We start from the raw sequence: 16,646 nt of genomic DNA on the forward strand, positions 1-16,646 counted from the left end.
GATCTTTCCGGATGCCGGCGGCGGGGGAGGACCATGGCGGGATCGACATCGAGTGGCGGCGCGCCGGGCGGCGTGGGCGCGATCGGCGCGACGCCGCGGCTGCAGCCCGCGCTGCGCGACTTCGCCGGGCTGGTGCCGGGCGCGGTGCTGCGGCTGACCGGCGGCGGCGATCGCGCTGGCCAGCCAGGGGGCTGGCGGCTGGAGTCGCTCGACAGCGGCGAGGTCATGACGCTGATCGAGCCGCCGCTGGACGACCTGCTGCCTGGCGACCAGCTGTTGCTGCGGGTGCGCGCGGTCGTGCCGCGGATGGAGCTGGAGGTCGTCGAACGCCGGCGCGATCCGGCGGGCGCGGGCGTCCTGGGGGGCGCCGGCGCGCGCGGGGACGGCGAGGGCGGTCCGCCGAGCGGCTGGAGCCAGCTCTCGGCGCTGCGCGTCGACCTGGCGCAGTGGCGCCGGCAGCTGCTGACGGCCGTCGTCGAGACGCCGCCGGCGCGGACGCCCGCCGCGCTGGTGTCGGCCTGGACGCTGGCCCTGGCGCATGGGCAGGTGCCGGTGGGGCCGGGCGGAGAACCGCTGTGGCTGCTGCCGCTGCCGTACTGGGTGCGCGCCGAGCGCCACGGCGAGGGGGCGGGCCAGGATCCGCGCCAGGATCCGCGTGATGACGGCCGCCCCGCCACGGCCGGCGCGTCCACGCCGGCGGCCGAGGAGCCGGCCTTGTCGCTGCTGCTGCGCTGGCGGGGCGAGGCGATCGGGTTGCAGCTCCAGGGGACGCGGGCGGCGTTGTCGCTGACGGTGCTGGCCGAGCACGATCCCGTGCTGGCGGCGCTGCGGGGCGAGCTGCCGCGGGTGGTCGCGGCGCTGGTGCGGGCGGGGTTCCGCTTGCGGCGCCTGGGCTGGCGGCGGCAGCCGCTGTGGGTGCCGGTGGACCCGTCGCCGCCGATGCGTTCGGACGCGAGCTTGCTGAGCGCGGCGGCGGAACTGGTGACGACGCTCGGGTGAGCCCCGTGGCCCGGACTGTCAAGACGGTTCCATCGGGCCTGTGGCGCGGCGGCACTATTTCCCGTTCCGCCGGGGAACTTGCGTTGACCCGGTCCGGGGCGGCGCGCAAGATGCTCCGCCATGGGGATCCGTCACGATGAAGTCCGGCACTGGCGGACCGCGGTCGAGCGCGGTGCCTTCGGCGTCTGGGACTTGAATCCGCCGCTGGAGCTGGTGCATTACTCGCCGCGCTGGAAGGAGCACCTGGGCTTTCCGCATCCGGACCAGCCCGACAGCACCGCGTTCTGGCGCTGCCGCGTGCATCCCGAGGACCTCGAGCCGATGATGCTGGCGCTGCGCGCGCACTTCGACGGCTTCAGCGCCTGCTACGAGCAGCGTTTCCGGTTGCGCAGCAACGGCTCGGGCTACCGCACGGTGCTGTCGCGGGGCCGGGTGGTGCAGCGCGACCACCGGGGCAACGTCCAGCGGATGCTGGGCACGATGGTCGACCTGACCGAGCGCCCGGTGACCCCGTTCGACGACCGTTTCCTGGGCGAGGTCTTCCCGCCCGCCGCGCTGGGCTGCACGCCGTTCCATGCGTTGCTGGGCCTGCGCGCGACCGACGCGGCGCCGCTCGACCCGCTGCACGACCGCGACGCGGCCCAGATGCTGGACCTGGTGGCGGAGATCCTCGACCAGTCGTTCAAGCAGGCGACCAGCGCGCCGTGACGGGCCTGCCGGTCAGGTCACCGGCGCCGGATTGAACAGCACCAGCGCATTGGCCAGCTGGTGCCGCTCCGCCCAGGTCTTGCGGCCCGAGGCGACCTCCAGCATCAGCCGGAACATCTCCCAGCCCATCTCGGCGATCGTCTTCTCCCCGTCGGCGATCTGCCCGGCGTTCACGTCCATCAGGTCGTGCCAGCGGCGCGCCAGGTCGCTGCGGGTCGCGACCTTGATCACCGGGCATTCCGCCAGGCCGTAGGGCGTGCCGCGGCCGGTGGTGAAGACGTGCAGGTTCATGCCCGCGGCCAGCTGCAGCGTGCCGCAGATGAAATCGCTGGCCGGCGTGGCCGCGTAGATCAGGCCGCGCTGCTCGCGCGCCAGCTTCTCGCCCGGCGCCAGCACGCCCGAGATCGCCGAGCTGCCGCTCTTGACGATCGAGCCCATCGCCTTCTCGACGATGTTGGACAGCCCGCCCTTCTTGTTGCCCGGGGTCGTGTTGGCGCTGCGGTCCACGTTGCCGCGCTGCAGGTAGGCGTCGTACCAGGCCATCTCGCGCACCATCGCCTCGGCCACCGCCGGCGTGCTCGCGCGCGAGGTCAGCTGCGCGATGCCGTCGCGCACCTCGGTGTTCTCGCTGAACATCACCGTCGCGCCGGCGCGCACCAGCAGGTCGGCGCAGAAGCCGACCGCCGGATTCGCGGTCACGCCGGAGAACGCGTCGCTGCCGCCGCACTGCACGCCGACCACCAGCTCCGACGCCGGCACCGTCTCGCGGCGGCGCGCGTTCAGGCGTTCCAGGTGCACCGTCGCCTGCGTCATGACCGAGTCGATCATCGACATGAAGCCGACGTGTTTCGCGTCCTGCAGGCAGACGACGTCGAGGCCCTCGCCGGGCGATGGCTCGCCGCGCTGGTCGGCGATCGGGATGACGCCGGGCGGCATCAGCCGCTCGGGCTGCAGCTTCTCGCAGCCCAGGCTGACCACCATCACCTCGCCGCCGAAGTTCGGGTTCAGGCTGATGTGGCGCACCGTGCGGATCGGGATCACCGCGTCCGGCGCGTCGATCGCGACGCCGCAACCGTAGCTGTGCGCCAGGCCCACCACGTCGTCGACGTTCGGATACCTCGGCAGCAGCTCGCGCTTGATGCGCTCGACGGCGAACTCGACCACGCCCGCCACGCATTGCACCGTCTGCGTGATCGCCAGGATGTTGCGCGTGCCCACCGAGCCGTCGGCGTTGCGGTAGCCCTCGAAGGTGTAGCCCGCCAGCGGCTCCAACGCGGGCGCCTTCACCGTGGCCATCGGCAATCCCTCGAGCTCGCGCGCCGGCGGCATGCGCAGCAGCCGCTCGTGCACCCAGCTGCCGGCCGGGATGTCCTGCAGCGCGTAGCCGATCGGCACGTCGTAGCGGCGCACCGCCGCGTCGGCCGGCAGGTCCACCAGCGCGACCTTGTGGCCCTGCGGCACGTGCTGGCGCAGCACCAGGCCGGACGGCAGCGCGGTGCCCTCGGGCAGTCCGCCGTCGTTGGCGACGATGGCGACGTTGTCGGCCTCGTGCATCTGGATGATCAGCGGGGAAGGGGTCATGGGCGTGTCCTGGGACGGGTCGACCTGGGAAGGCCGGGAAGGCCGGAAAGAAGAAAGCGGCGCTTGGCGCGGAGTCACACCGGCTTGAGCTCGACGCGCTTGATCTCGCCGACGATGAGCAGGTAGCTCAGCACCGCGACCAGCGCGTGGGCGCCGACGAAGACGAGCGCGCCGTTGAACGAATGCGTCGTCTGCACGATGTAGCCGATGACGATCGGCGTGACGATGCCGGCGACGTTGCCGAAGGTGTTGAACAGCGCGCCCGACAGGCCGGCGATCTCCTTGGGCGAGGTGTCGGACACGACGGCCCAGCCCAGCGCGCCCAGGCCCTTGCCGAAGAAGGCCAGCGCCATGATGCCGACGACGACGGCCTCGATGCCCACGTAGTTGCAGGCGATCATCGACGTGGACAGCAGCATGCCCACGACGATCGGCAGCTTGCGCGCGAAGGTCAGCGAATGGCCGCGGCGCAGCAGCCAGTCGGAGATCACGCCGCCCAGCACGCCGCCGGCGAAGCCGCAGATCGCGGGCAGCGCCGCGACGATGCCGGCGTTGAGCACCGACATGCCGCGCTCCTTGACCAGGTAGACCGGGAACCAGGTCAGGAAGAAGTAGGTCAGCACGTTGACGCAGTACTGCGCGATGTAGACGCCCAGCAGCATGCGGTTGCCCAGCAGCTGCTTCAGATAGGCGAGCTTGGGGCCCGAGGCGGCCTTGGCCGCGGCGCCGCCGGCCAGCAGCGCGCCGCCGGCCTCGATGTGCTCGCGCTCGGCCGCGCCGATGCCCGGGTGCTCGGCCGGGCTGTTGTGCATCGTGCGCATCCACACGACGCTCATCAGGATGCCCAGGCCGCCCATGAAGTAGAAGACCTCGGACCAGCCCAGCACGTGCACGATCCACGCCATGATCGGCGCGAACAGCACGGTGGCGAAGTACTGCGCCGAGTTGAAGATCGCCGACGCGGTGCCGCGTTCCTTCACCGGGAACCAGGCCGCGACCATGCGGCCGTTGGCGGGGAAGGAGGGCGATTCGGCCAGGCCCACCATCAGCCGCATCAGGAACAGCGCCGACACCGCCAGCGGCAGCCCGAACAGCGTCGCGTCCATGCCCATGTGGTGCACGGTGCCCTGCAGCATCGTGAACAGCGACCACAGCAGGATGCTCCAGGCATAGACCTGCTTGGCGCCGAACTTGTCCAGCAGCCAGCCGCCGGGCAACTGGCCCAGCACGTAGGACCAGCTGAAGGCCGAGAAGATGAAGCCCATCTGGACCGCGTCGATGCCCAGTTCCTTGGACAGGACCGGGCCGGCGACGCCGACGGTGGCGCGGTCGGCGTAGTTCAGGACGGTGACGATGAAGATCATCGCCAGCACGCCGAAGCGCGCGCGGCCGACGGTGCCGGCGGTGGAGGAGGAGAGGGATAACTGCATGTTGTCTCCGGATCGGGATCGAGGGCCGGTCTGCGCCGGCTTGCATGGCAGAAGGACAGCGGCACGGGCCGGGCCTGGACCCCGGCTCCGCGCGATCGGGCTCAGGCCTGGGTGTAGGCGGTCTTCACCGTCGTGTAGAACTCGGCGGCGTAGCGGCCCTGCTCGCGCGGGCCGTGGCTCGACGACTTCCGGCCGCCGAAGGGCACGTGGTAGTCGACGCCCGCGGTCGGCAGGTTGACCATCACCATGCCGGCCTGCGCGTGGCGCTTGAAGTGCGTCGCGTGCTTGAGCGAGGTGGTCGCGATGCCGGTGGCCAGGCCGAACGGTGTGTCGTTGGCCAGGGCGAGCGCCTCGTCGTAGTCCTTGGCCTGGATGACGCTGACCACCGGGCCGAAGACCTCTTCCTGGTTGATGCGCATCGACGGCGTGGTGCCGGTGAACAGCGCCGGCGTCAGGTAGAAGCCGGGCGCGCCCGCGCCGTTCGTCGGCAGCGCCTCGCCGCCGGTGGCCAGCCGCGCGCCCTCGGCCAGCGCGATGTCGATGTACTCGAGGTCCTGCGCCAGCTGGCGCTCGTCGACGACCGGGCCGATGTCGGTGCCGGCCTTGCGGGCGTCGTCGACCTTGAGCGTCTTCATCCGCTCGACCATCGCGGCGACGAAGCGGTCGTGGATGCCGGCGGTGACGATCAGGCGCGAGGATGCGGTGCAGCGCTGGCCGGTCGAGAAGAAGCCGCTGTTGATCGCGGCCGCGACGGCGACGTCGAGGTCCGCGTCGTCGAGCACGACGAACGGGTTCTTGCCGCCCATCTCCAGCTGGAACTTGGCCCCGCGCGCGACGCAGGCCGCCGCGACGCGCTGCCCGGTGACCACGCTGCCGGTGAAGCTGATCGCATCGACGCCGCGGTGCTCGAGCAGCTCGGCGCCGACCTCCGAGCCGCGGCCCATGACGAGGTTGAAGACGCCGTCGGGCAGGCCGGCGCGTTGGAGGATGTCGGCCAGGGCCCAGGCCGAGCCCGGCACCAGGTCGGCCGGCTTGAGCACGACGCTGTTGCCGAAGGCCAGCGCGGGCGCGATCTTCCAGGCGGGGATGGCGATCGGGAAGTTCCACGGCGTGATCAGGCCGACGACGCCGATCGGCTCGCGCGTCACCTCGACGCCGACGCCCGGGCGCACCGACGGGATCACCTCGCCGCCGACGCGCAGCGCCTCGCCGGCGAAGAACTTGAAGATGTTGCCCGCGCGGGCGACCTCGCCGATCGCCTCGGGCAGCGTCTTGCCTTCCTCGCGGGCGAGCAGGTCGCCGAGCTCGGCGCGGCGCGCCAGGATCTCGGTGCCGGCGGCGTCCAGGATGTCGAAGCGCTGCTGCGGCGTCGACAGGCTCCATTTGCCGAAGGCCGCGCGCGCGGCCTCGATCGCGGCGCGGGCCTGCGCGGCGTCGGCCTGCGCGTACTCGCCGACCACGTCGCGGGTGTCGCTCGGGTTGATGTTGCGGGAGGCGCGCGGGCCGTCGACCCACTCGCCGTTGATCAGGTTCTTGAACATGCGGACTGCTCTTTCTTGGACGTGCTCTCGTCGGGATCGGGGACGCGCGCCGATGTGAGGGTCGGCGCGCGCCGCGTGGGCGTTACTGCGGTCCCAGCTTCGAGATCAGCGCGCCCAGTTCGTCGACCTCGGCGGGCTTGAGGTCCGACAGCGGCGGACGCACCGGCCCGGCGGTGTGGCCGACCAGCGTCGCGCCGGCCTTGACGATGGAGACCGCGTAGCCGTGGCCCTTGTTGCGCAGGGCGATGTAGGGGAGGAAGAAGTCCTGGATCAGGCGGTCCGTCGTGGCGGTGTCGCCGGCGGCGTGGGCGTTGTAGAACTCGATCGCGGTCTTCGGGATGAAGTTGAAGACCGCCGACGAGTACACCGGGCAGCCCATCGCGCGGTAGGCGCCGGCGAAGACCTCGGCGGTGGGCAGGCCGCCCAGGTAGCTGAAGCGGTCGCCGAGCTGCTGGCGGATGGAGACGAAGGACTCGATGTCGCCGATGCCGTCCTTGAAGCCGATCAGGTTGGGGCAGGTGTCGGCCAGCTTGAGCAGCGATTCCGGCGTCAGGCGGCAGGCGCCGCGGTTGTAGACGATGACGCCGAATTTGACGCTGCGGCACACCGCCTGCACGTGGGCGACCAGGCCCTCCTGCGAAGCCTCGGTCAGGTAGTGCGGCAGCAGCAGGATGCCTTGCGCGCCCTGGCGCTCGGCTTCCTGCGCGTACTGGATCGCGACGCGGGTCGGGCCGCCGGCGCCGGCAATGATGGGCATGCGGCCCTGGCAGGTCTGCACCGCGACCTGGATCACCTGGGCGTACTCGGTGGGCTCGAGCGAGAAGAACTCGCCGGTGCCGCCGGCGGCGAACAGCGCGGTCGCGCCGTAGGGCATCAGCCATTCCAGGCGCTCGGCGTAGGGCTTGGGCGCGAAGTTCAGTTCGGCGTCGAAGTCGGTCAGCGGGAACGACAGCAGGCCGTGGGAAATGATCTCTTTGAGGGCTTGAGGCGAAGTCATGGGGGCAGGTCTCCGTGGGAACGACAACGCTGGAATCCATCATCGCACCAGGATTGGTACCGGTACCAGCATGGGTGCATCGTAGCGAGCGACCCGGCTCGGTTCAAGAAGAAGTCGTACAACTGCGGGTAATTACCTAATCGCGCTTCGCGCGGCGGGCGCGGCGTGCCTGGCCTCGGCTCGCGGGGAGGCGGCGAGGAACCCCCATCGGGGTGACCACCTTTGGAGGGGCCTCTTCAGAGGGGGGCGAGCTAGGGGTAGTGGGGGTGGGGGGCGCCACCTACAACCGGTAGGCGATCGAGGGAGGGGCCGCCGGCTTCGTTCCCGCCGGCGCAGTCCACGCATCAAGGAGGCTCTTATGAAGACGGAAGCAAGAAGCGCGTTCCAGCAGCAGGTCATCGAGGCGCTGGTGGAGAGCAAGGCGATCAACGTGTCGGCGATCGGCGCGACCTTCGCCAAGTTTGGCGACCGTGCGCTGCTGCACGGGGAGTCGCTGGTGACCATCATCAACCGCAATGCCATCTGGAACTGCGGCTGGCCCGGCCCGGAACTCGACATCGTCCGCAACGCGCGGCAACTGGGCGAGTGACGCCGTGATCGAGGCTGTCTCGATGCCGGTGGTCCGGACCGCGGCGCGCCGCACGGCCGCCGCGTTCCGGTGTCGGGACGACCTGCCGGGCCGGGTGCGACTCGCGTTGCGCCTGGCCCGGCGCACCGTGGAGGTGGCGACCGCCGAGGCGACGGCGACGCCGCAGGAGGCGTCGCCTCGCCGGCCGCCGGCCCTGGTGGTGGGCAAGGTGGTCGGCGAGGGCGCGATGCTGCTGCGCGCGGTCACCTTCCTGCGCGGCGACGACGCCGAGCTCGACGCCGAGGCGCAGGCGCTGGCCGAGGCGTTGCTGCCGCAGGCGCGCGGCGACCGCGTGATCGAGCGGCTGTGCAACGACGCGGGACGCGCGCTCGAGCATGCGTCGGCGCATCTGTTCCTGGGCGATGCCGGTTATCGCGACGAGGGCTTCGAGCGGTTGCTCGACGGCATCGTGGGCGGCGCGGCGCCGCGTGGCGGCGAGCGATTGCCCAATCACCGGCTCGAGCACGAATGGCTCGAGCAGATCCGCGGGCGGCGGGTCGACGCGACGCGCGCCGGCGAGGTGCTGCTGGCGGAAACCTGTTTGGGGTGGCCGCTGGATGTGCTGGGCTGCTCGACGCTGGATCTCTACCTGTTCACGCACGTCGTGATGTACGCCTCCGACATGGGGCGTCGCGCGGTGTGGCTGCCGCGTCCGACGGCCGCGCTGCTGCGCGAGGCCGAGGCGGCGCTGGCGGCGGCGCTGGACGCGGACAACTTCGATCTCGCGGCCGAGCTGCTGTGGACCTGGCCGATGCTGCGCCAGGCGTGGAGTCCGACGGCCGCCTTCGCGTTCGACGTGCTGGCGCGGGCGCAGGACGAGCATGGCTTCCTGCCGGGGCCGGATCACGCGCGCTGGGCCGCGGAGCCGGGGCTCGGCCTGTCCGCCGAGGACCTGATGCTGAGGACCTCGTATCACGCCAATGTCGTGATGGGGATCCTGTGCGCGACGGCGCTGCACCCGCGGAGCGTGCCGCCGCCGGTGGTGGCGATGGCAGCGGGATCAACGGCGTCGGCGGTCTTGTTGGTGTCGGTGGGTGAGGGTGGCGGGCGAAGGGGAGGGTTGCTCGACCGATTGCCACGTAAGTCGTTCATGCCGCGCTGGCAACCGGCTTTCGAGGCGCTGGACGAGCAGCGCCAGGAGGCGCTGTCCTCCTGGTGCTTGAACATCTGGTTCAGACGCGCGGCCGCGGGCAATGACCTCGAACAGCTGCGCGAGGCACTCGCGGCGATGCTCGAACTCGACGATGTCGAAGCGGCCGACGGACCCTCCGCTCACCAAGCCTTGGCGCGCTTGCAGCGGGCGATGGCCGTGGCGCGCGGCTTCACTTCACAGTGACCGACGTCCCGATCGCGAAAGCCCCCAGCGCCGCATCCCATCGCTGCCCTTGCGGCGTGTTGTCCGCATTGCTCCACCGGATGGCGTAGCGGGCATCGGTCGCCAAGCGCGCGTCGCCGTCGGGCAGCGCGATCGACACCTGGTACACGCCCACCGGCAGGTCAGCCGGCAGCGCGGCGCTGATCGTCGCGGCCTGCTCGGCGGAGCCTGGCGTCCACGCCCGCGGATCCGCGCCGGTCGCATCGAGGCGCCGCACCGCTCCCGTCGTCGCATGCTTCAACACCAACTGGACCCCACGCGGATTGAACACCCGCGCCCAGCCGTCGTTGCGCAGCGCGAGCCGCACCGTCAACGCCTGACCCCGCGTCGCCGAGGCCGCGTGCGTCGCCGACACCAACGCGAGGCGATAGCCCATCTTGCGCCGCACCTCGGCCATGCAGCCGCCCTGGACCCAGCGGTCGTGGAACTGCGCGCGGTAGTACTCGTCGTTCAGGTAGGTGAGGTTGTAGCGGGCGCCTTCGGCCAGGATGTCGGCGCAGCTGGTGCGTGGCACGGCGTTGTCCTCGTCGGTCGGATTGCAGGTCTCGCCGCCGAACGGCGCGAGGTCGCCCAGCCTGTCGATGTAGTCGCGCTGGCGCGCCGCGACGGTGGCGTCCTCGTCATAGGTGCCGACGTCGGTCTTGCTGGCGAGGAAGCAGTCGTTGTGCGCGCCGACGCGATAGGCGCCCGCGAGCACCGCGCTCAACGCCGGCAACTCCGGCGTGCCGTCCATCACGTAGGCGGGGTAGCGCAGCTGGATGAAGCGGCTCGACGGCAAGGCCGCGAGCAGCGCGTCGCGGATCTGGTTGCGGCTCGCGGGCACGGTCAGGTTGTTGGACGAGGTGTGCCACTCGCCCCAGGCGCCGATGAAGCCGGCCTGCATGAACGCGATCACGTCGGCGTTGCGCTGCAGCAGCGGCTTGAGCTGCGCGATGTGCGCGAGCACGCGCGGCAGCGACGCGTCCTTGGCGTTCTGGTAATCGATCTCCGAGTCCGGGTAGTTGTAGACCATTCGCACCACCAGCTTCATGCCGCCTTCTCGCACGCGGTCGAAGGCGTCCTGCACCTTGGCCAGCAGCGCCGGGGAGAGATCGGCCTCGCGATACGCGGAGAGGTCCAGCCGAGAGAACAGCAGCCGGTAGCCGCTGGCGAAGGCCGCGTCGACGTCGGCGCGGGCGAGGGTGTCGAGGTTGGTCTGGCTCCAGCGGTAGAAGCCGCGTTCCGGGTTGGGGAGGTCCGCGTCGGTCGCGGTGAAGGCGGCGACGACGGACGTGCCCTCGTCACCGGCGGACGGCTGCGGGTTGGACGCGGGCGTGCCCGGTGCCGCCGGCGAGCTCACGCCGGCGCCGGGCGGGTTCGTCGCCACCGGCGTCGGCGTGGGCGAGGCATCGGCGGAGCCGCCCCCGCCGCAGGCCGCGAGGACCGCGGCGCAGAGCGCCAGTGCGAGCGCGATGGGGCTCAGGCGCGCGAGCGGGAAGCGAGGAACGGGGGTGGGGCGGGGAAGGCGTTGCTTCGACATGGAGCGGCTCACTGACGACCATGCGCTTTCGGGAGTAAAGCGCGGGTTGCCAATGTATTTCTGTATGTGAAGCAGCAACGCGAGGTCAGCCGCAACAGAGTGATTCATGGGCGCTGCCTGGAAAAACTCTTTCGCGGTCGCGGGCCGCGAAAGGAGACCCGGCCTCGCCTGATCACCCCAACGTCCCCACCACCGCGATCTCCTTCTGATCCGGCACCTCGTTGTACGACAGCACCGCCAGCCCCGGCGCGAACAGCCGCGCGTAGCGCGCCAGCAGCGGCCGCACCTGCGGCATCACCAGCAGCGCCGGCGGCGCGCCCAGCGACTTCATCTGGTCCCGCGCCCCCGGCATGTGCTGCTGCAGCTGCGAGAGCAGCTGCGGATCCACCGGGTAGCTGTCCAGCTGCACCTTCGCGCCCCCCGCGCGCGCCTGGTTCAGCGCGTTCAGCAGGTGGTTCTCCAGCTCGCTGCCCAGGTTGAACACCTTCAGCGCGGCCAGCGCGCCCTGCGGCCCCTGCAGCTGCGCCACGATCTGGCGCTTGAGCGCGCAGCGCACCTCCGCCGCCAGCAGCACCGGATCCTTCGTCGCCTCCGCGTTCTCCACCAGCGTCGACGCGATCGTCTGGATGTCCTTCACCGCCACGCCCTCGGCCAGCAGCAGCCGCAGCACCTTCAGCAGCTGCGCATGCGTGTAGGCCTTGTCCAGCGCCCCGCCCAGCTTCGGCGCGATCGCCTCCAGCCGCTCCAGCAGCGCCGCGATGTCGTCGAACCTCAGCAGCTCCGGCAACTGCTCCCGCAGCACCTTCGACACATGCGTGGCCACCACGCTCGCCACGTCCACCACCTGGTAACCCAGCCCCAGCGCGTGCGCCTTGTGCTCCGGCTCGATCCAGGTGACCGGCATCGCGTACGCCGGATCGAAACCGGGAATGCCATCCACGTCCCCCCAGACCTGGCCCGAGGCGATCGCCATCAGCCGGTCCGGATACACCTCCGCCTGCGCCACCACCGCGCCGCCGAGCGAGATCGCGTACTGGCTCGGCTTGAGCGACAGGTCATCCCGCACCGCCAGCGTCGGCAGCAGCACGCCCAGCATCTCGCTCATCGACTGCCGCATCCCGCGCACCCGCGCCTGCAGCGGCGCGCCCTGCGCCGGATCGATCAGGCTCACCAGCTTGTAGCCCAGGCTCACCGACACCGCCTCCACCACCGGCAGCGCGCGCCAGTCGATCTCCGGCGGCGCGGCCGCCACCAGCGCGCTCTCCACCGGCGCGGCCGGCTTGATGCGCGCATCCGCCCGCGCCCCCATCCGCCACGCCGAATACGCCAGCGCCACCGCGAACGCGCTGAACGCCATCCACGGCATCCCAGGGATCGCCGCCAGCACGCCCATCACGCCGGCCGCGCTGTACAGCACCTGCGGCGACGCCAGCATCTGCTCGCCGACCTGCTGCTCGAACTCGCCCGAGTCGCTCACCCGCGTCACGATGATCGCGGCCGCCGCCGACAGCAGCAGCGCCGGGATCTGCGCCACCAGCCCGTCGCCGATCGTCAGCAGGCCGTACTGGCGGATCGCCTCGCCCAGCGAGAGGCCGTGCATCACCGCGCCGATCGCGACGCCGCCCACCAGGTTGATCAGCAGGATCAGGATCGACGCGATCGCGTCGCCCCGCACGAACTTGCTGGCGCCGTCCATCGCGCCGTAGAAGTCCGCCTCGGTGCCGACCTCCTGCCGCCGCTTCTGCGCCTGCTCCTGGTTGATCAGGCCGGCGTTCAGGTCGGCGTCGATCGCCATCTGCTTGCCCGGCAGCGCGTCCAGCGTGAAGCGCGCCGACACCTCCGAGATCCGCTCCGCGCCCTTGGTGACGACGATGAAATTCACCACCATCAGGATCACGAACACCACCAGGCCGACGATGAAGTTGCCGCCGATGACGACGTTGCCGAAGGACTCGATCACCTTGCCCGCGGCATGCGTGCCCTCGTGACCGTGCAGCAGCACCACCCGCGTCGACGCGACGTTCAGCGACAGCCGCAGCAGCGTCGTGGCCAGGATCACGCTCGGGAAGATCGAGAAGTCCAGCGGCCGCCGGCTGTTCACGCTGACCAGGATCACCACCAGCGCCAGCACGATGTTGAAGGTGAACAGCACGTCCAGCAGCACCGGCGGCATCGGCAGGATCACCATCGCCAGGATCGCCAGCAGGAACAGCGGCGCCGCCACCCGCAGGTCGCGCAGCTGCTGGCCCAGGCGCCCCAGCCCGGAAGCGGCCGTCGCGGGAGAGGAGGGAAGGGAAGGCTTCATGGGGACTCCGGATCGGAGAGATGGCGCGGCACCGGGAGATCGGGCGCCAGCCGGGGTTCGGTCGCGCGGCGGCCCGCGTGGAAGGCCTTGAGTTGCATGACGTAGCTCAGCACCTGCGCCACCGCCTGGTACAGCGAGGCCGGGATCTGCTGCCGCACCTGCGAGGTGTTGTAGAGCGCGCGCGCCAGCGGCGGCAGCTCCAGCAGCTGCACGCGGTGCTCGCGCGCGAGCGTGCGGATGTACAGCGCCATCTCGTCGACGCCCTTGGCGACGACGTAGGGCGCCTCGGCCTTCGCGCTGTCGTAGCGCAGCGCCACCGCGTAGTGCTCGGGGTTGACGATGACCACGTCCGCCTCCGGCACCGCCTTGCGCACGCTGCGCCGCGCGAGCTGCTGCTGCAGCTGCCGGATGCGCTGGCGCACCTCGGGCCGGCCTTCGTTCTGCTTGTATTCGTCCTTGACCTCCTGCTTGCTCATGCGCTGGCCGCGCAGGAACAGCAGGCGCTGCAAGGGCACGTCCACCAGCGCGTACAGCGCCAGCACCGCCGCCAGCGTCAGCAGCGCGTCCATCACCAGCGAGGCCGCGCGCGCCAGCGCCGCGGGCAGGCTCAGCGCCTGCAGCTGCACGTAGTCCGCCGCGTACGCGGTCGTCACCCAATGCAGCACCGCCAGCACGCCGCCGGTCTTCATCAGCGTCGCGCCGAGCTCGGTGTAATGCTTCGCGCTGAACAGCCGCGCGAGGTTGGCCATCGGACTCAGCTTGGAGAACTTCGGCAGCCACTGGGACGCGGTGAAGACGATGCCCCCGCCCAGCTGCGTCGCGACGATCACCGCCGCCGGCAAGGCCAGCAGCGGCAGCAGCATCTTGGCCAGCAGCCACAGCGCGGCCAGCGCCGCCTCGCCCCACAGCGCGTCCAGCCCCTGCAGCGCGTCGTCGCCGGCCAGCGGCGCCAGCGCCAGCCGGAACAGCCGGCCGAAGTCCTCCAGGAGCAGCGGCGCGATCATCGCCAGCAGCTTCAGCCCGACCAGCAGCCCGATCGCGGCGCCGATGTCCTTGCTGCGCGCGACCTGGCCCTGCTCGCGCGCCTTGCGCAGCTTCTGCTCCGAGGGCTTCTCGGTCTTGTCGCCGGTGCCGGGCTCAGCCATCGAGGCCTCCGCCCGGCACGCCGCGCATGCCTTGCTCCAGCATGCGCAGCAGCTGCTGCGTCATGCGCAGGTAGTGCGCCGGCACATGCGCCAGCATCCGCGTCAGCATGAAGAGGCCGAACAGCGTGACCAGTGCGTAACCCAGCGAGAACAGGTTCAGCGCCGGCGCTACGCGGTTCAGGAAGCCCATGCCCAGCTGCACCACCAGCGTCGCGGCCACCACCGGCAGCGCCAGCAGCAGCGCCGCCGAGAACGCCCAGCCCAGGTTGTAGGCCAGGTTCTGCAGCGTCAGCAGCGACAGCCCGGCGCCGACCGGCCAGGCGCGGAAGCTCTCGCCCAGCACCGCGATGAACAGCAGGTGGCCGTCCATGCCGAAGAAGGCCAGCACGCACAGCACGTTGAGCAGCGCGCCGACGACATCGGACGCGCTGCCGTTGATCGGATCGTTCAGCACCGCCATCGCCAGGCCCAGCTGCGACGACAGCAGGAAGCCCAGCACGCCGATCACCGCCATCGCCAGGTGGAAGGTCAGCCCCATCGCCAGGCCCAGGATCGCCTGCTCGCCCGCGGCCAGCAGCCCGTGCATCGAGAAGATCGGGATGGCCACCGCCGTCGACTGCGACACCGGCATCAGCACCACCGCGAGCACCAGCGCCAGCAGCGCGCGCGCCGACACCGGCACGCCGGCGTCGCCGATCGTCGGCGCGGCGGCCAGCATCGCGATCGCGCGGCAGAACGGCCACCACAGCGCGCTGAGCCAGGCGGTCAACTGGCCGATCTCGAGCTCCACGGCGCCGTCCCGTCAGCTCGCCAGCTGGGCCGCGCGCTCGAAGATCGAGACGCAGTAGTCCATCAGCAGGCCCACCATCCAGCGGCCCGCCACGCCCAGCACCAGCAAGGTCACCAGCAGCCGCGGCAGGAAGGCCAGCGTCTGCTCGTTGATCTGCGTGGCCGCCTGGAACAGCGCCACCAGCAGGCCCATCACCAGCCCCGGCAGCACCAGCACCAGCACCAGCAGCATCGTCAGGTGCAGGCTCTCGCCGATCAGGTCGGCGGCGATCTCCGGCGTCATCCCGACACCCCGCGCACGCTCGACACCAGCGTGTTCACCGTCAGCGTCCAGCCGTCGACCAGCACGAACAGCAGCAGCTTCAGCGGCAGCGAGATCACCAGCGGCGACAGCATCATCATCCCCATCGCCATCAGCACCGAGGACACGACCAGGTCGATCACCAGGAAGGGGATGAACAGCATGCAGCCGATCTGGAACGCGGTCTTGAGCTCCGACAGCGTGAACGCCGCGAGCTTCACCGCGAAGCTGTGATCCTCCGGCCTGGCAACCGCCGTCTCGCCCGACAGCTGCGCGATCTGCGCCAGCGCGCCCTTGCTGGTCTGCGCCAGCATGAAGCGCGAGACCGGCTTCTCCGCGATCGCCAGCGCCTGCATCAGCGTGATCTTGTCGGCGTCGTAGGGCAGCATCGCCTGCTCGTAGACCTGCGCGCCGATCGGGCGCATCACCAGGATCGTCAGGATCAGCGCGATGCCGGTGACCAGCCGGTTCGGCAGCCCCTGCTGCAGGCCCAGCGCCTGGCGCAGCAGCGACAGCACGATCACGAAACGCGTGAAGCTCGTCATCATGAGCACCAGCACGGGCAGCAGCCCGAGCAGCGTCATGATCACCAGCACCTGCGTCTTCAAGGTGAAGTCGCCACCCCCGGCGCCCGCGCCGGCGATGCGGATCGCCGCCTCCGCGCCGCCGCTGGCCAGCGCGCCGGCGATCAGCAGGCCGCCGATCGCCGTGACACGCGCGAGACGCGCGAGATGCGCGAGACGCGCGACGCGGTGCGTCACGGACGGCGCGATCCGGCGCGAGGCGCCCGTGGACGGGGCGCCCGACGGCGACAGCAGCAGGCTCATGCGCCCAGCCGGTCCAGGTCCAGCCCGTCGATGTCCAGCACGCGCAGCGCGTGGCTGTCGCCGCTGACGACCACTTCCGCGTGGCCGATCGCCGTGCCGTTGACCTTGATCACCAGCGGCGCGCCGGCCAGCGTGTCGAGCTCGACGACGCTGTCCGCGCGCAGCTGCGCCAGGTCGTGCAGCGACAGACGCGCCTGCCCGACCTCCAGCGTCAGCGTCACCGGGATCTTGCGCATCAGCGCGGGCAGGTCGCGGCCCGCGGGCCGGGGCTCCAGCACCGGCACGTCCTGCACCGGTTCGTCCAGCAGGCCCGCGATCAGGTCGGTATCGCTCATCATCAATCACTCCAGGTCTTGGAAAGAGGTCAGGCACAACTTGCCCTGGTGCTCGGCGACGGCCGCGCTCATCAGCGCGGAGCCCTCGACCAGCACCGTCGCATCGGCGAGGCGGATCGGGATCAGCGAGCCCGGCCGCAGGTCCAGCAGCGTGCCCAGGTCCAGC

Annotated in this window: 15 protein-coding genes; 4 read left to right on the forward strand and 11 right to left on the reverse strand. The window is 71.0% G+C overall.

All coding sequences use genetic code 11. From position 1 onward, the window contains the following. The first annotated feature begins 33 nt into the window (after nt 1-33). Both N5D62_RS27290 and N5D62_RS27295 read left to right on the forward strand, forming a co-directional pair. Nucleotides 34-999: a hypothetical protein gene (locus tag N5D62_RS27290; RefSeq protein ID WP_279761224.1), complete on the forward strand. Its 966-nt coding sequence runs from the start codon at nt 34-36 to the stop codon at nt 997-999. A 120-nt stretch (nt 1,000-1,119) separates the two neighbouring features. Further along, entirely contained in the window at nt 1,120-1,707 is a 588-nt protein-coding gene (locus N5D62_RS27295; RefSeq protein ID WP_279761225.1) for a PAS domain-containing protein, read from the forward strand. A 12-nt stretch (nt 1,708-1,719) separates the two neighbouring features. On the opposite strand, the gene garD is transcribed toward N5D62_RS27295, so the two are convergent. From garD to kdgD, 4 genes are all read right to left on the reverse strand, one after another. Then, on the reverse strand, nt 1,720-3,288 hold the full coding sequence (gene garD, locus N5D62_RS27300) for a galactarate dehydratase (RefSeq protein ID WP_279761226.1): 1,569 nt from the start codon (nt 3,286-3,288) through the stop codon (nt 1,720-1,722). Between the two features lie 74 nt (nt 3,289-3,362). Beyond that, complete coding sequence (locus tag N5D62_RS27305; protein WP_279761227.1) at nt 3,363-4,718, reverse strand: MFS transporter; 1,356 nt, start codon at nt 4,716-4,718, stop codon at nt 3,363-3,365. 101 nt (nt 4,719-4,819) lie between these two features. After that, entirely contained in the window at nt 4,820-6,259 is a 1,440-nt protein-coding gene (locus tag N5D62_RS27310; protein WP_279761228.1) for an aldehyde dehydrogenase family protein, read from the reverse strand. Between the two features lie 82 nt (nt 6,260-6,341). Further along, nucleotides 6,342-7,256, reverse strand: a complete 915-nt coding sequence (gene kdgD / locus N5D62_RS27315; RefSeq protein ID WP_279761229.1) for a 5-dehydro-4-deoxyglucarate dehydratase — start codon at nt 7,254-7,256, stop codon at nt 6,342-6,344. 358 nt (nt 7,257-7,614) lie between these two features. On the opposite strand from kdgD, the gene N5D62_RS27320 reads away from it, so the two are divergent. After that, nucleotides 7,615-7,845, forward strand: a complete 231-nt coding sequence (locus N5D62_RS27320; RefSeq protein ID WP_279761230.1) for a hypothetical protein — start codon at nt 7,615-7,617, stop codon at nt 7,843-7,845. Between the two features lie 4 nt (nt 7,846-7,849). Then, entirely contained in the window at nt 7,850-9,220 is a 1,371-nt protein-coding gene (locus tag N5D62_RS27325) for a hypothetical protein (RefSeq protein WP_279761231.1), read from the forward strand. Here N5D62_RS27325 and N5D62_RS27330 read toward each other — a convergent pair. The 7 genes from N5D62_RS27330 to N5D62_RS27360 form a co-directional block, all read right to left on the reverse strand. Beyond that, nucleotides 9,207-10,778, reverse strand: a complete 1,572-nt coding sequence (locus N5D62_RS27330; RefSeq protein WP_279761232.1) for a DUF4832 domain-containing protein — start codon at nt 10,776-10,778, stop codon at nt 9,207-9,209. The genes N5D62_RS27325 and N5D62_RS27330 overlap by 14 nt on opposite strands. Before the next feature lie 172 nt (nt 10,779-10,950). After that, the gene (locus tag N5D62_RS27335) at nt 10,951-13,083 is read right to left on the reverse strand and encodes a flagellar biosynthesis protein FlhA (RefSeq protein WP_279761233.1); all 2,133 of its coding nucleotides are present in this window, start codon (nt 13,081-13,083) and stop codon (nt 10,951-10,953) included. Beyond that, nucleotides 13,080-14,228 (reverse strand): flagellar type III secretion system protein FlhB, encoded by a 1,149-nt coding sequence (locus tag N5D62_RS27340; protein ID WP_279761235.1) that lies wholly within the window; start codon nt 14,226-14,228, stop codon nt 13,080-13,082. Before N5D62_RS27340 ends, N5D62_RS27335 begins: the two co-directional genes overlap by 4 nt. Beyond that, nucleotides 14,221-15,018, reverse strand: coding sequence for a flagellar biosynthetic protein FliR (locus tag N5D62_RS27345; RefSeq protein ID WP_279761237.1), 798 nt, complete (start codon nt 15,016-15,018; stop codon nt 14,221-14,223). Before N5D62_RS27345 ends, N5D62_RS27340 begins: the two co-directional genes overlap by 8 nt. Before the next feature lie 12 nt (nt 15,019-15,030). Continuing rightward, on the reverse strand, nt 15,031-15,300 hold the full coding sequence (locus N5D62_RS27350; protein ID WP_279761239.1) for a flagellar biosynthetic protein FliQ: 270 nt from the start codon (nt 15,298-15,300) through the stop codon (nt 15,031-15,033). Further along, the gene (gene fliP / locus N5D62_RS27355; protein ID WP_279761240.1) at nt 15,297-16,145 is read right to left on the reverse strand and encodes a flagellar type III secretion system pore protein FliP; all 849 of its coding nucleotides are present in this window, start codon (nt 16,143-16,145) and stop codon (nt 15,297-15,299) included. The genes N5D62_RS27350 and fliP overlap by 4 nt, the downstream gene beginning before the upstream one ends. Next, nucleotides 16,142-16,483: a FliM/FliN family flagellar motor switch protein gene (locus tag N5D62_RS27360; RefSeq protein ID WP_279761241.1), complete on the reverse strand. Its 342-nt coding sequence runs from the start codon at nt 16,481-16,483 to the stop codon at nt 16,142-16,144. The genes fliP and N5D62_RS27360 overlap by 4 nt, the downstream gene beginning before the upstream one ends. Nucleotides 16,484-16,646 lie beyond the last annotated feature (163 nt).

The organism is Mitsuaria sp. GD03876, from assembly GCF_029840635.1.
Taxonomy (GTDB): Bacteria; Pseudomonadota; Gammaproteobacteria; order Burkholderiales; family Burkholderiaceae_C; genus Roseateles.